13 protein-coding genes are annotated in these 13099 nt (G+C 54.1%); 3 read left to right on the plus strand and 10 right to left on the minus strand.

Features of this window, described 5'->3' with window-relative positions:
- Positions 1-72 precede the first annotated feature (72 nt).
- Genes CLV36_RS00170 through CLV36_RS00180 form a run of 3 tightly spaced genes read left to right on the plus strand, consistent with a single transcriptional unit; the run spans position 73 to position 1463 of the window.
- A complete protein-coding gene (locus CLV36_RS00170) occupies positions 73-345 on the plus strand; it encodes an autorepressor SdpR family transcription factor (protein WP_022736425.1) in 273 nt (90 codons plus the stop codon).
- Positions 342-989, plus strand: coding sequence for an SdpI family protein (locus CLV36_RS00175; RefSeq protein WP_106341353.1), 648 nt, complete (start codon positions 342-344; stop codon positions 987-989). Before CLV36_RS00170 ends, CLV36_RS00175 begins: the two co-directional genes overlap by 4 nt.
- 54 nt (positions 990-1043) lie before the next feature.
- Positions 1044-1463 carry a GNAT family N-acetyltransferase gene (locus CLV36_RS00180; RefSeq protein ID WP_106341354.1) on the plus strand — a complete coding sequence of 140 codons (420 nt, stop codon included), beginning with the start codon at positions 1044-1046 and terminating at the stop codon, positions 1461-1463.
- Positions 1464-1492: 29 nt separating this feature from the next.
- On the opposite strand, the gene pyrE is transcribed toward CLV36_RS00180, so the two are convergent.
- The 10 genes from pyrE to lspA form a co-directional block, all read right to left on the minus strand.
- Complete coding sequence (pyrE, locus tag CLV36_RS00185; RefSeq protein WP_106341355.1) at positions 1493-2071, minus strand: orotate phosphoribosyltransferase; 579 nt, start codon at positions 2069-2071, stop codon at positions 1493-1495.
- Positions 2072-2084: 13 nt separating this feature from the next.
- A complete protein-coding gene (gene pyrF / locus CLV36_RS00190) occupies positions 2085-2801 on the minus strand; it encodes an orotidine-5'-phosphate decarboxylase (RefSeq protein WP_106341356.1) in 717 nt (238 codons plus the stop codon).
- Positions 2802-2821: 20 nt separating this feature from the next.
- The gene (gene carB, locus CLV36_RS00195) at positions 2822-6040 is read right to left on the minus strand and encodes a carbamoyl-phosphate synthase large subunit (RefSeq protein ID WP_106341357.1); all 3219 of its coding nucleotides are present in this window, start codon (positions 6038-6040) and stop codon (positions 2822-2824) included.
- Positions 6033-7127, minus strand: a complete 1095-nt coding sequence (gene carA / locus CLV36_RS00200) for a glutamine-hydrolyzing carbamoyl-phosphate synthase small subunit (protein WP_106341666.1) — start codon at positions 7125-7127, stop codon at positions 6033-6035. The genes carB and carA overlap by 8 nt, the downstream gene beginning before the upstream one ends.
- 34 nt (positions 7128-7161) lie before the next feature.
- The gene (locus tag CLV36_RS00205) at positions 7162-8439 is read right to left on the minus strand and encodes a dihydroorotase (protein ID WP_106341358.1); all 1278 of its coding nucleotides are present in this window, start codon (positions 8437-8439) and stop codon (positions 7162-7164) included.
- Positions 8436-9365, minus strand: coding sequence for an aspartate carbamoyltransferase catalytic subunit (locus tag CLV36_RS00210; RefSeq protein ID WP_106341359.1), 930 nt, complete (start codon positions 9363-9365; stop codon positions 8436-8438). Before CLV36_RS00210 ends, CLV36_RS00205 begins: the two co-directional genes overlap by 4 nt.
- A gap of 62 nt (positions 9366-9427) precedes the next feature.
- Positions 9428-10822 carry a uracil permease gene (uraA, locus tag CLV36_RS00215; protein ID WP_281257217.1) on the minus strand — a complete coding sequence of 465 codons (1395 nt, stop codon included), beginning with the start codon at positions 10820-10822 and terminating at the stop codon, positions 9428-9430.
- A gap of 113 nt (positions 10823-10935) precedes the next feature.
- On the minus strand, positions 10936-11493 hold the full coding sequence (gene pyrR / locus CLV36_RS00220; protein ID WP_106341360.1) for a bifunctional pyr operon transcriptional regulator/uracil phosphoribosyltransferase PyrR: 558 nt from the start codon (positions 11491-11493) through the stop codon (positions 10936-10938).
- A 178-nt stretch (positions 11494-11671) separates the two neighbouring features.
- Positions 11672-12598 carry an RluA family pseudouridine synthase gene (locus tag CLV36_RS00225; RefSeq protein WP_102993873.1) on the minus strand — a complete coding sequence of 309 codons (927 nt, stop codon included), beginning with the start codon at positions 12596-12598 and terminating at the stop codon, positions 11672-11674.
- A 12-nt stretch (positions 12599-12610) separates the two neighbouring features.
- On the minus strand, positions 12611-13096 hold the full coding sequence (gene lspA, locus CLV36_RS00230; protein ID WP_022736437.1) for a signal peptidase II: 486 nt from the start codon (positions 13094-13096) through the stop codon (positions 12611-12613).
- Between the last annotated feature and the right edge of the window lie 3 nt (positions 13097-13099).

Below are 13099 nucleotides of genomic sequence, written 5' to 3' on the forward strand. Positions count from 1 at the left end.
TTTTCCACTCATGATATAGTTAGATCATAAGTTATTTAGTTAATTATCTAATTATCTAACGGAGTGTGAAAAGTGAACACCGTCTTTAAAGCGTTGGCAGATCCCACCCGCCGTCAAATCTTGGATTTGCTGAAAAAAGGGGATCTGACTGCAGGAGAAATCGCAGATCACTTCGATATCTCTAAACCATCAATCAGCAACCACCTGAACATCCTGAAAAGCGCTGACTTGGTCATGTCCGAGAAGAAAGGCCAATACATCGTGTATTCCCTTAACACTACCGTGTTTCAGGATGTGATCACATGGCTCATCAATGTGAGCGGAAAGGGGAATGAAACACCATGAAGCATTTGCACAAACCATATCTTATCTTATCCTGGGCCATCGCCCTTGTAACGTTGGGAGTCTTCCTGTACTGCTACGACCTGTTGCCAGACCGGGTGCCCATGCACTGGAATGTCAAAGGACAAATCGACAAATACGGTTCAAAAAACATGCTGCTACTATTCGGACTCATACCCTTGGCCATGAATCTGTTACTCACCTTCCTGCCCAACTGGGACCCACGCCGCGACCGTTATGTCATGCATAGTAAAGCGTATTCCATCCTGCTCTTGTATTCCACCGTCATCTTGTGCGCCGTGTTCTTATCCATCTTAGCGATCACCTTGGGTTATCCGGTGAATATCCCTCTCCTACTCCAATTGCTAATCGGCATTCTGTTAATGGCGATAGGCAATTACCTGCCGCAAGTGCGACAAACGTTTTTTTTCGGCATCCGCACACCGTGGTCCATCACGTCCGAAGACAATTGGCGACTCACCCACCGTTTTGGCGGCAAGGTGTTATTCTTCATCGGCTTGCTCATGATCATCAGCCTCTTCTTGCCAGTACCGCTTAGATCCATCCTGCCGTTTGCCGCCATTATCATTGGCTTGGCTATCATTTACTGGTACTCCTATCGTTTGTACAAACAAAACAGAGCTTAACCGGGAAAGAGCTACCTTCCCCCTATTTCATCAATTTATAAGGAGAGGATTTATATGAGTATCCAAATCGCCTTTCATCATGAACGCCCTATCTCCCCTGCCGCTATCTTGTCCCTCTGCAACCAGCAAGCCGCGGCCGATGCCCGTACCATCGCCCAGACCGAACTCATGCTCCAGGAAGGCCTTACGGTCGGGGTCTGGGCAGACCAGCAACTGATCGGCTTCTCCCGGGCGGTAACGGTTGGACGCCTGTGTGCATACATTAAAGAGGTGGTGGTAGACAAGCGCTATCCTCAAGCCCGCATTGGCCAAAAGTTGATCAACCATTTGCTAAAGGGGTTGGAGCAAGTGGAAATCATCCATCTCCTCTGCGCCCGCGACCTTCTTACCGACCGTGGCACGGATACGCACAAAGACACGGGCACATGGCTGTTTCAACACAAAAAAGCCAGCGATTTGTCATCGCCGGCCTAAAAACAGCTCGCCGCTCCTTTGCCACCCTCTCATCCTTTGGCCGGGGTGCGGCTACCCGGTTTGACCACGGGGATGCCCTCCCGGCAGAGCGGACATTCTTCCGGTGTATAGCTCTCAATCTTAATTTCTGTCAGGGCGTGGTACGGGCAGGCAAATGGATTGTGTCCGCCCGTCCGGTCCACGATGGAGCCAACCGCCACAACCTCCGCCTGCATTTCTTCCAGCAGGGCGATCACTTCTTTGACCGACCCACCCGTTGTCACCACATCTTCAATGACCAAAACGCGTTCACCTGGTTTCACCGCAAACCCGCGCCGCATTTCCATGACACCCACTTTGCGTTCCGTGAACAGGCATCGCACACCGAGTGCCCTCGCCACTTCATGGGCGATGATCACCCCGCCCAGAGCCGGACCGACTACAACATCTATTGCTTCGTCGCGGAACAGCTCCGCGATCGCTTCGCCTGCCTTGCCCGCGTCATGAGGGTATTGCAACAGTTGCGCACATTGCATGTATTGGGCGCTATGGCGTCCAGAAGAAAGCAGGAAATGCCCCTGCTTCAATACGCCTGTCCGTTCAATCGCTTCTTGCAAAGACCAACTCATCTAAACCCTCTCCCTATCCTTGGTTGATTTCTGCCACAATTGCTTCATAAGCCCGCTTTGGGTCAGCTGCCGTGGTGATCGCCCGCCCGACCACCAAGTAGTCCGCTCCCCGCTGGATGGCCCCGCTTGGCGTCATAATCCGTTTTTGGTCATCTGCGTTCACTCCGGCGGGGCGAATCCCCGGCGTGACCGCCAAGAAATGAGAGCCGGTTACAGCCTTCACGTCGCCAGCCTCATGCGCCGAACAAATCACCCCGTCTGCTCCTGCTTCGTAAGCCAACTTCGCATAGTGCGTCACAGACTCCTTCACCGTACCGGGAATGCCGATTTCCTGATTCATTATTGCTTGATCCGTGCTAGTTAGTTGCGTCACGCTGAGCAAACGCATGCGTCCGCCCGCGCCGCTTTTCTTCTCAGCCATCTCCCGCGCCGCCGCGATCATGGCTCGGCCGCCACTGGCATGGAGCGTGAGAAAGTCAACTCCCAAGCTGCTGAGCGATTCCACGCCTTTGGCGACGGTGTTGGGGATATCATGCAATTTCAAATCCAAAAAAACGGTATATCCTTCCTCTTTGCGGGCCGCCACCCACTGGGGGCCAACCGCGTAAAACAGTTGGTACCCCACCTTGATGGCCGGCTTGGCTGTGCCTGCCCAACGCGCCAACAGCCGTTCCGCTTCATTCGCTCCCGGATAATCCAAGGCGATGAAAATGCGTTGGTCCACTACCATGTCCACTCTCCCCTTTCGCCTTAAGCCAAGACTGCTGATCGGGCGCCGACAGCAGGTTGGCCAATCGGTTCTGCGCTCATGTGAATCGACTCCAATGTGATCAACAGCGCTTCTACCGTATCAAGCGAAGTGAGGCAGGCGATGCCGTTTTCTACCGCTTCACGGCGGATGCGGAACCCATCCCGTTCCGGTGTGCGCCCACGCGTCCAAGTGTTGACTACTAAGTCCGCTTTGCCTTGGCGAATCAAGTCCAGAATATGTGGGGAGCCCTCTCGCAATTTGTGCACACGCTCAACCGGCAGGCTCGCCGCTTCCAAGATGTCCGCCGTTCCACTGGTGCAGACGATCTTGTATCCCAGCTGATGGAACCGTCTCATGAGCGAAACGGCTTCCTCTTTCTCTTTGTCTCCGATGGTCGCCACCACCGTGCCAAAACGGGGCAAGGAGATGCCTGCCGCCAATAGCCCTTTGTACACCGCGCGGGCATAATCGCGATCCCGTCCCATCACTTCGCCGGTCGATTTCATTTCCGGTCCCAGCGTGATATCGACGCGGCGCAACTTCGCGAAGGAGAAGACCGGCACTTTCACCGCCACTTCCTTGCTTTCCGGACACAAGCCGTTGTCATACCCCTGCTCTTGGAGTGACTCGCCCAACATGATCCGGGTAGCCACTTGCGCCATCGGGATGCCTGTCACTTTGCTCAAGAACGGCACAGTCCGAGAAGCGCGCGGATTCACTTCCAGCACATAGATGTCGCCTTTGAAGAGAACAAACTGGATATTGATCAATCCTTTGGTATGCAATGACTTAGCGATTTGCGTCGTGATCTCAATCACCCGCGCCTTTTGCTCCGGTGTGATGGATTGCGGTGGGTAGACAGCAATCGAGTCGCCAGAGTGTACCCCGGCCCGTTCGATATGTTCCATGATGCCCGGGATCAACACGTCTTCTCCATCGCAGATGGCGTCCACTTCCAACTCTTTGCCTAGCAAGTACCGGTCGATCAGTACCGGATGTTCCGGATTGACCTGCACCGCTACTTCCATGTAAGAGCGCAGTTCACTTTCGCTGTAGACAATCTCCATCGCGCGTCCACCCAAGACATACGATGGGCGCACTAGCACAGGATAGCCAAGGCGGGCCGCCACTTGGGCCGCTTCTTCGACAGAAGTAACTGCCGCGCCCGGCGGTTGAGCGATTTTGGTATCGTTCAGCAGCTTTTCAAACTTCTTGCGGTCTTCGGCTCGGTCGATCTCTTCCAAGGAAGTACCCAAAATCTTAATGCCTTCTTCCCGCAGATCCCGCGCCAGATTGAGAGCTGTTTGCCCCCCAAATTGCACGATGACGCCGAGAGGATTTTCTTTTTCGATGATGTTGAGCACATCTTCTTTGTAAAGCGGTTCAAAGTACAGCCGGTCCGAAGTGTTGAAGTCGGTCGATACCGTTTCCGGGTTGTTGTTGATGATCACCGCTTCATATCCCGCAGCCCGGATGGCCCAGATCGCATGCACAGTGGCATAATCGAACTCCACCCCTTGCCCGATGCGGATCGGCCCGGAGCCCAGCACGATGATGCTCTTTTTCTCAGATTTACGCACTTCATCCTCTTGTTCATAAGTGGAGTAGTAGTAAGGTGTTTCCGCTTCAAACTCGGCTGCACACGTGTCCACGATTTTGTATACCGGCTGTAGGCCATGCGCCAGACGCAAGGTGCGGATCTCTTTCTCAGATTGGTTACGCAGGCGACCGATGGTTTTGTCGGTGAAACCCATGCGTTTGGCCGTATGGAGCAGATCCACATCCAAGACCTCCGCTTCGGCCACTTGCTGCTCCAGTTTGACGATCCGTTCCAGTTTGTGTAAGAAGAAGCGGTCGATTTTGCTGAGTTGATGCGCCTCCTCCAACGAGTGCCCTCTGCGGAACCATTCTCCCAAGAGGAAGAGGCGTTCATCATCGGCCACGCGAATCCGCTCGCGCAAGGTGGCATCGTCAAGTTGTCTTGCGTCTGGCAATGCGATGTGATCCAAACCGATTTCCAGTGACCGAACCGCTTTTAACAACGATTCCTCCAAGGTGCGCCCGATCGCCATCACTTCGCCTGTCGCCTTCATCTGCGTGCCCAACTTGCGGTTGGCCGATACGAATTTATCAAACGGCCAGCGCGGGATTTTGCTCACCACATAATCCAAGGTCGGCTCAAAGCAAGCGTAGGTCTCGCCGGTCACCGGATTTTTCAGTTCATCCAAGGTGTAACCGATGGCAATTTTGGCCGCAATCCGCGCAATCGGGTAACCCGTCGCTTTCGATGCCAGCGCGGAGGAGCGGCTCACGCGCGGGTTCACTTCGATCACATAGTACTGGAAGGAGTGCGGATCGAGTGCAAACTGCACGTTGCATCCCCCCTGGATATTCAGGGAGCGGATAATCTTGAGCGCGGACGTGCGCAACATGTGGTATTCGCGGTCGGACAAGGTTTGGCTTGGCGCGAACACAATGCTATCTCCCGTATGCACGCCGACCGGATCGAAGTTTTCCATGTTACAGACGACGATGCAGTTATCATTGGCATCTCGCATCACTTCATATTCGATCTCTTTATACCCAGCGATGCTCTTCTCGATCAGGCATTGGCAGATTGGGCTGTAGCGTAAGCCGTTATCGACGATTTCCCGCAATTCCGCTTCGGTGTGGGCGATCCCGCCACCGGTTCCGCCTAGGGTGTAAGCGGGGCGCACGATCACGGGGTAACCCGTTTCTCCGGCGAAGTCCACCGCTTCTTCAACAGATTGGACAATCACGCTTTCTGGCACCGGTTCATTTAATTCGTTCATCAGGCTGCGGAACAAGTCGCGATCTTCGGCATTGGTGATGGCTCGGAGGTCAGTCCCCAAAAGGCGCACACCTTCTCGTTCCAGCACCCCTTGCTTCGCCAATTCGACGGCCAGGTTGAGTCCCGTTTGTCCACCCAACGTCGGCAACAAGCCGTCTGGCCGTTCCTTGCGGATCACTTGCGTAATGAACTCAGCGGTGAGCGGTTCAATATACACCCGATCAGCCATGTTGGTGTCAGTCATGATCGTGGCTGGATTGCTATTCACCAGAACGACTTCCAGCCCTTCTTCTTTCAACGCTTGGCATGCTTGCGTACCGGCATAGTCGAACTCGGCCGCCTGCCCGATAACAATCGGCCCGGAACCGATGACGAGAATTTTCTTCAGTGTTGGATCTTTAGGCATGGACTCCCTCTCCCTTCCGCGCGGCAAACGTATCCATCATTTCGACAAATCGGTCAAACAAGTATCCGGAATCAAGCGGACCGGGCGCTGATTCAGGGTGGTACTGCACTGAGAAAGCCGGAAGCGACTGGTGCACCAACCCTTCCACGGTGCCGTCGTTCAAGGCGATATGGCTGATTTCCAACCCGGTGCCCTTCACTGACTCAGGATTGACGGCATACCCATGGTTTTGCGAGGTGATAACTGTGCGGCCCGTCGCCAATTCTTTGACTGGATGATTGCCGCCGCGATGACCAAACTTCATTTTTACCGTATCCGCTCCACAGGCCAAGGCGAACAGCTGATGCCCCAAACAGATGCCGAACATTGGCACTTTCCCTAACAGTTTGCCGATCATGGTGATAGCTTCTGGCACATCTTTGGGGTCCCCAGGGCCATTGGAAAGCATAATCCCGTCGGGGCGGAAGCGGAGAATCTCTTCTGCTGGCGTGTTGTACGGCACGGAGATCACTTCACAACCCCGTTCTACCAACTCGCGTTGGATATTGTGCTTCGCTCCGAAGTCAACCAACACCACGCGTTTGCCATAGCTTGGCGCAATGTGGATGCTCTTGGTGCTCACGCGAGCGACCTGATCGCGCATCAGCGGTGTGCCCATCTGCTCCATCAGCGCTTCAATCGTCTCATCCCCGGTGGTGATAATGCCCTTCATCACTCCGCTCTGGCGCAACTTGCGCGTCAGCATGCGCGTGTCAATGCCAGCGATCCCGATGATGCCATATTCCTTTAAAAAGGTGGAAAGCGGCATTTCATTGCGCCAATTGCTGGCGTACTCAGCGATTTCCCGCACCACCAAACCTTGGGCGTACGGGCGGAGCGATTCATTATCGTCCCGGGAAATCCCATAATTGCCGATCAAGGGATAGGTCATCGTGATGATCTGCCCACAATAAGAGGGGTCGGTCAATATCTCCTGATATCCGGTCATGCTTGTGTTGAAAACAACTTCTCCCAGGGAGTTCCCTTCAGCGCCGAACGAAGTGCCGGTAAATAATGTTCCATCTTCCAAAAGCAATCTTGCTTTCATCATTTCATCTCCTCCTTGTCATGCCAGCGCAAGCTCAGATCTCCCGCCAAGTGATTTCACCCTCGAGCAAGGTCAAAACCGGCCATCCTTTTACCTTCCAGCCGGCGAAGGGCGTGTTTCGACCCAGTGACTTAAACGTGGTTGGGTCGATCTCCCGTTCCGCCTCCAGATCGATCACCGTTACGTCCGCCGGTTTGCCGACAGCCAATTCCCCATACTGCAAACCGAAGATCTCAGACGGTTTCCGCGTCATTTTGTCCACCAGCTCCGCCAGGGTCAACACCCCTTTTTCCACCAAGTGCGTGTACAGGAGAGGGAAAGCCGTCTCCAAGCCGACGATGCCGAACGGCGCTTTCTCCATGTCCCACGCTTTCTCTTCACTGGTGTGGGGCGCATGGTCGGTAGCAATGATATCGATCGTGCCGTCTTTCAAGCCTTCAATCAGGGCTTGCCGGTCTTGCTTGGATCTGAGCGGCGGATTCATCTTCCACATCGCATTGGGTTCCGGTATATCTTCGTCACACAACAGCAAGTGATGGGGCGTCACTTCCGCCGTCACTTTTTGCCCACGCTGTTTCGCTTCCCGTACCAAGCGCACGGATTGCTCGGCGCTGATGTGGCACACATGGTAGTGAACCCCGATGTCTTCCGCCAACAAGATGTCACGGCCGACATGGATCGCCTCCGCTTCGGAAGGGATGCCTTTCAAACCGTGCTTGGCAGCAAATACCCCCTGATGGACTGAGCCGCCTTTGGCCAGCGTGTCGTCTTCGCAATGAGCGACCACCGGCAACCCCAGACTGTGAGCGCGGCGCATCGCTTCTTTCATCATGCGGCTACTTTTCACCCCGACTCCGTCATCCGTAACCGCAAACACGCCGGCTTCTTTCAACCCTTCCATGTCTGTCAACTCTTGGCCTAATTCTCGCACTGTGATCGCACCGTAGACGAGCACCCGCGCCAATCCAGCCTCTTGGGCACGGCTTAGCACTTGCCGCACCGTCTCCGGCGAATCGATCACCGGGCGGGTGTTCGGCATGCAGGCAACCGTGGTGAAACCGCCTTTGGCCGCGGCCGCGCTACCCGTCGCAATCGTTTCCTTCTTCTCAAATCCGGGTTCGCGAAAGTGAACGTGCATGTCGATCAACCCCGGCACGACCAATTTGCCAGCGACATCGATCACTTCCGCTTCTGGGTCGGTCACATTCTCTGCTATCGTTTGAATCATGCCGTTGTCGATCAGGATGTCGCGTTTATTTATCGTTCCCGTCTGCAGGTCGAGCAAATGACCGTTTTTGATGATCCGTTTCATGCTTTCTCCCCCTCCAGTGCGTGTTCCAGTACCGCCATGCGAATCCACACGCCGTTCGCTTTCTGTTCAAAAATTTTCGACCGCGGATGTTCAACCACTTCATCGGCCACTTCTACGCCTCGGTTAAACGGGCCCGGATGCATGATGATCGCTTCGGGCTTCATCAAGCGAAGACGCTGAAGTGTCAACCCATATTGTTTATGGTAATCCTGCTTGGATGTGAACAACTTTTCTTGATGCCGTTCCAGTTGTACCCTTAGCATCATGACCACATCCGCCGTCTGCAACGCTTCTTCAAACGGTACATAAGGAGCCTCTTGTTCACAGTCGCGGTCGCGCATCGCTTGCGGGCCGCTCAAGATCACATGGGCGCCGAACCGCTTCAAACTCCACATATTGGAGTGCACTACACGGCTGTGGGCGATGTCCCCCACAATCGCCACCGTCTTGCCGGACAAGTCGACGAAATGTTTGAGCATCGTGTACAAATCCAACAGCGCTTGGGTGGGATGGGCCCAATGACCCGCGCCAGCATTTAGGATTTTGCAACCCACTTCTTGCCTTGCCAAAGCTTTTACTTGCTCCGGATCGGAGTGCCGAATGACGGCCACTTCCACCCCAAGGCTCGCTAAGGTTTTGACGGTGTCGTACAGGGATTCTCCCTTGGCGGTGCTAGAAACGTCAGGGGTGAAGTTCACCACTTCCATTCCCAGCTTTTTCTCAGCCACTTCAAAAGAAAACCGTGTGCGGGTGCTGGGCTCAAAGAACAAATTAGCTGCGAACCGGCCGCGGTATGGCCCCATGCCCGGACGCCAATTTTCTTCCCAATACCGGGCGCGAGCCAAAATGGCTTTCAACTCATTCAGGGTGAGCTGGCTCGTATCCAGCAAATGTTCCCGTTTCCACTCCTGCGTCATCAACGCCATCTGATCTCCCTCTTTCTATCAATGTGGCGGGTAGCGAACGCCCCCAACTTGTAATCACACATTTAAGCTACTTCCGCTTCTTGCGCGCCCGCTTGCCTTTGTTGCCGCGGCAAGATTGCGTTGAGCACAATCCCTACCACTGTTGCGAGCGCCATCCCTTCCAACTCCAGATGGATGTCGGCGAAGCGCAGAACCGCACCGCCAATGCCAATCACCAGTACTACCGCTGCAATGACTAGGTTGCGCCGTTCTCCCAGGTCGATCCGATGCTCAATCAGCATGCGCAAGCCCGCTGAGGCGATGATGCCGAACAAGAGGATCGATACACCACCCATAACCGGGGTGGGAATGGTTTGGATGAGCGCGGACAATTTCCCGATGAAGGCAAAGCTCATAGCCAGCACTGCCGCGCCCCCGATCACCCAGACACTAAACACGCGAGTGATCGCCATGACACCGATATTCTCCCCATAAGTCGTGGAGGGGGGACCACCAATCAAAGCCGCCGCACTCACCGCAATGCCATCGCCCAACAGGGAGCGGTGCAAGCCGGGATCGCGAGTCAAGTCCCGTTCCATAATGTTCCCTGTCACAATCAGGTGCCCGATATGTTCCGCCAGCACCACCAGCGTAACCGGCAGCATCACCAACACCGCATGCCAGGATACAACTGGCTTGGTGAATTCCGGTACCGCAAACCACGCTGCTTCTTTAACAGGCGCAAAGTCGACCATGCCCGCCGCGATGGCGATCAGGTACCCCCCGATAACCCCGGCCAAGATGGGGATGATGTTAAGGAATCCCCTGCCGAACATGCTGGTAACAATGGCGATGGCCAAGGTAGCCAAAGCCACCAAAAAGTTCTCCAGCGAGTAGGTGTGAACCGTCACCGTGCCCTGCTCCGGGTCAACAGCTTTGATCGTGCCTTGGATGTTCTGCCATTCTTGCGCTGTTTGCGGAATGGCTTGGATCACATCTTTTTGGCTAGCCATATCAACCGCGGTGCCAGCGAGGGCTAGTCCGATCACGATGACCACCGAACCGATCACCACCGGTGGCAACAGATGGTCAAGCCACTTGATGCCAAACTTGTAGACGACCAGCGCAACCACCCCGTACATAATCCCGATCGCAAAACAGCCGAACAACGCTTCCCCCATGTTCTTGCCACCTTGCGAGACCGTCAGGATGGGAACGATGAAAGCAAATGAAGAACCGAGATAAGCCGGTATTTTCCCTCTGGTCACAATCATGTAGGCAAGCGTCCCCACTCCGCTCGTAAAGAGGGCGACCGCCGGGTTCATCCCAGTCAACAGCGGCACCAGCACCGTCGCTCCAAACATGGCGAACAAATGTTGAAAACTGAGCATGATCCACTCATGCCACGCGGGACGTTCATGCACATCCATTCGTATCTTCTTGTCTGTCATCTCACTCCACTCCTTTTCCAGTCCCATAAAAAAAGCGCCTCTTTCGCCCGCATGGCAAAGAGACGCAGCATACCTGTAATGACAGCGCAATTCCGCGTTCCCTTTGCCGGCCTCACGGGACCGAGTTAAAAGGGACTTACTTATCGATTTATTATGCTTACCCGATCTTCTCCTTGATCCACTTCACTTAAGCAGACGGATACCAACTCCGTGCGGGAAGTAGGCACGTTTTTGCCGACGTAATCCGGACGAATCGGCAGCTCACGATGTCCGCGATCCACCAGCACCGCCAGCTGGATCATCTGCGGCCGGCCCCGGTCGATCAAGGCATCCATCGCCGCCCGCACGGTGCGCCCCGTGTAGAGCACATCATCCACCAAAATCACTTTTTTGCCAGTGATGTCCGGCACATCCGTCTCTTTCACTTGAGGATGCTCATGCTTTTCAGTGAGATCATCCCGGTACAAGGTGATGTCCAATTCACCGATCGGCATCGTTTTTCCTTCAATGTGGTGAATCCGTTCCGCCAAACGCTGGGCGAGATACGCTCCTCTTGTCTTGATGCCGACCAAGATGCAATGGTCAATGCCCTTGTTGCGTTCCAAGATCTCGTGGGCAATCCGGGTTAGCGCCCTGCGGATCGCCGCTTCATCCAGAATCACTTTTTCTTTTTCCAATCCGGTTTCCCCCTCTTTCATCTGACCTTACAGGGCACAAAAAAAGCTTCTTGGCCATCGCTGGACAAGAAGCACTGGAAGACATACTGCACCCATATTAAACCGTGCCCTTGCCAGCCTCTCTGGACTGGATTTAAAGGTTCCCTTCGCTTAGATGTATTATGCATCAGTTGGAAGCGGTTGTCAACAGAAAATGGTTCTATTTCATCTTTAATGTGAGAATTAAATTTTCCATATCCGCTGGAAGTTCTGCTTCGACGCGAATCCGTTCGCCTGTCCGGGGATGGGTGAAACCGATCACCTTGGCGTGTAGCGCCTGCCCCGTAATCGGATGGTTGTTCTTCTTCGGTCCATAAACAGGGTCGCCGATAAGCGGGTAACCGATGTACTTCATGTGGACGCGAATCTGGTGCGTTCTCCCCGTTTCCAGGCGGCACTCCACTAATGAAGCATTTTTCAGCCGTTCCAGCACAGTGAAATGCGTGACGGCTTGCTTGCTGTTTTTATGGATGACCGTCATCCGCTGGCGATGGTTAGGATCACGTCCCAACGGGGCGTCTACTGTGCCATGCTCATGCGGGATCACCCCGTGCACCACAGCGACATACACCCGTTCAACAGAGTGTTCCTTCAACTGCTCCACCAAGGACTGATGAGCCAAATCAGTTTTAGCCACCATCAACAGCCCAGAGGTGTCTTTGTCGATCCGATGGACAATGCCAGGGCGAGCCACCCCGCCAATGCCGGACAGCTCTCCCTTGCAATGGGCCAACAATGCGTTAACCAGTGTCCCCGTCTCGTTCCCAGCTCCAGGATGAACCACCATGCCGCGCGGCTTGTTGACCACAATCACATCTTGATCCTCATAACGGATATCCAGCGGGATCGCTTCCGCGGCCACCTCCAATTCCGCGATGGGCGGTTCATCGAACACAACCTGATCGCCCTGCTTCAAACGGTAATTGCTTTTCTTCACTTGCCCGTTTACTCGGACAAACCCGTCGCGGATCCAGTCTTGCACCCGCGCCCGGGACCACTCCTCATGAAAAGACGGCAGGAACTTATCCAGCCGCTCCCCTTCATATTCCTCTGTGACTTCCCATTCGTGGCGCTCCACGATGTCCATTGTTTCTGCCATTTAAGAGTCCCTCGCTTCAGACAACGATTCATTCGGTTCAACCGTGGGGCTGATCAAAGTGAGGATGATCAACACGATCACACCGACCACAATCGCTGAATCGGCAACATTAAATATAGGAAATTGATAAGAGCCGAATTGGAAATGCAAAAAGTCGACCACTTCCCCACTCCGCAACCGATCGATCAAGTTGCCGATCGCTCCTCCCAATATTAAGGAAAACGAGAAGGACATGATTGGACGCTCATGTTTCAGTTGCCATAAATAATACAGCACAAAACCGATCACGATAAAGGTGATGATGATAAATAGCCACTGCTTGTTTTGCAAAATCCCAAACGCCGCTCCGCGATTGCGGTGCGAGGTGATGTAAAAAAAGCCTTGGAGCACCGGAATCGATTCATACAAGCTCATATGGTGAACCACTAACCACTTTGTCCATTGGTCCAAAATCAAAATGCCGAGTGAGGTAAAAAAATATCTCAACTG

The sequence above is a fragment of the Laceyella sediminis genome (assembly GCF_003003125.1).
Classification (GTDB): domain Bacteria; phylum Bacillota; class Bacilli; order Thermoactinomycetales; family Thermoactinomycetaceae; genus Laceyella; species Laceyella tengchongensis.

What these genes read in the sequence shown, in the direction of transcription:
- CLV36_RS00175 (WP_106341353.1), top strand. Translation starts at nt 342, where the DNA reads ATGAAGCATTTGCACAAACCATATCTTATCTTATCCTGGGCCATCGCC.
- CLV36_RS00180 (WP_106341354.1), top strand. Translation starts at nt 1,044, where the DNA reads ATGAGTATCCAAATCGCCTTTCATCATGAACGCCCTATCTCCCCTGCC.
- pyrE (WP_106341355.1), bottom strand. Translation starts at nt 2,071, where the DNA reads ATGAGTTGGTCTTTGCAAGAAGCGATTGAACGGACAGGCGTATTGAAG.
- pyrF (WP_106341356.1), bottom strand. Translation starts at nt 2,801, where the DNA reads ATGGTAGTGGACCAACGCATTTTCATCGCCTTGGATTATCCGGGAGCG.
- carB (WP_106341357.1), bottom strand. Translation starts at nt 6,040, where the DNA reads ATGCCTAAAGATCCAACACTGAAGAAAATTCTCGTCATCGGTTCCGGG.
- carA (WP_106341666.1), bottom strand. Translation starts at nt 7,127, where the DNA reads ATGAAAGCAAGATTGCTTTTGGAAGATGGAACATTATTTACCGGCACT.
- CLV36_RS00205 (WP_106341358.1), bottom strand. Translation starts at nt 8,439, where the DNA reads ATGAAACGGATCATCAAAAACGGTCATTTGCTCGACCTGCAGACGGGA.
- CLV36_RS00210 (WP_106341359.1), bottom strand. Translation starts at nt 9,365, where the DNA reads ATGGCGTTGATGACGCAGGAGTGGAAACGGGAACATTTGCTGGATACG.
- uraA (WP_281257217.1), bottom strand. Translation starts at nt 10,822, where the DNA reads ATGGGACTGGAAAAGGAGTGGAGTGAGATGACAGACAAGAAGATACGA.
- pyrR (WP_106341360.1), bottom strand. Translation starts at nt 11,493, where the DNA reads ATGAAAGAGGGGGAAACCGGATTGGAAAAAGAAAAAGTGATTCTGGAT.
- CLV36_RS00225 (WP_102993873.1), bottom strand. Translation starts at nt 12,598, where the DNA reads ATGGACATCGTGGAGCGCCACGAATGGGAAGTCACAGAGGAATATGAA.